This window comes from Desulfurellaceae bacterium, from assembly GCA_021296095.1.
Classification (GTDB): Bacteria; Desulfobacterota; Binatia; order Bin18; family Bin18; genus JAAXHF01.
Window position 1 is genome coordinate 1 of sequence record JAGWBB010000114.1, and the last position, 643, is coordinate 643.

The window sequence follows — 643 nt, forward strand, 5'->3', positions numbered from 1 at the left end:
CGGGCGCCCGTCTCCCGAGCCATCTGAATGCCGGCCGTTCCGACCCCGCTCGCTCCGGCGTGGATCAGAATGGTCTCGCCGGCTCTGAGGCCACCCAGGGTAAAAATCGTTTCCTGGGCAGTGAAGTAGACCTCGGGCACGGCTGCGGCTTGGCTGAAGCTCCAGCCGTCCGGGATCGGCATGGCCATCCGCGCGTCAATCACGGCCTTCTCGGCATAGCCGCCGCTGCCAACCAGACCGAAGACACGGTCGCCCGGCCCAAAGCCCTGAACCGCGGAGCCGACCGCCTCGACCTCACCGGCCAGCTCCAGCCCCAGGATGTCCGATTCACCGGGGGGCGGCGGATAGGCGCCGATGCGCTGCATGGTGTCGGCACGGTTGAGGGCAGAGGCGCGAACCCGAACGAGCAGCTGGTGTGGGTTCGGCACCGGGTCGGGCACCTCGCCGAGTCCCAAAACCTCCGGTCCACCGGGTTTGGCAAACGTAATGGCTTTCATGGGCGGCCCTACCTTCCCTTGAAGCTCGGCTTGCGTTTTTCCACAAAGGCCGTCACCCCCTCGGCAAAATCGGGCGACTGGGCCGAGATGGTAATGGAGCGCGCTTCGCTGTGCAGCTGTTCCTGAAAAGAGCTGCCAAAGCTCTG

At 65.8% G+C, this 643-nt stretch carries 2 protein-coding genes (1 of these 2 cut by a window edge); both read right to left on the bottom strand.

Annotated elements, in window-relative coordinates; genetic code table 11:
• A partial coding sequence (locus J4F42_20030; protein ID MCE2487809.1) for an alcohol dehydrogenase catalytic domain-containing protein occupies window positions 1-497 on the bottom strand: 497 nt, incomplete at its 3' end.
• 8 nt (window positions 498-505) lie between these two features.
• Window positions 506-643, bottom strand: partial view of an enoyl-CoA hydratase/isomerase family protein gene (locus J4F42_20035; protein MCE2487810.1) — the 3' portion only. The gene runs 846 nt beyond the window's last position; 138 of the gene's 984 nt are visible here — the last part of the coding sequence; its start codon lies off the right edge, out of view; it ends in the stop codon at window positions 506-508.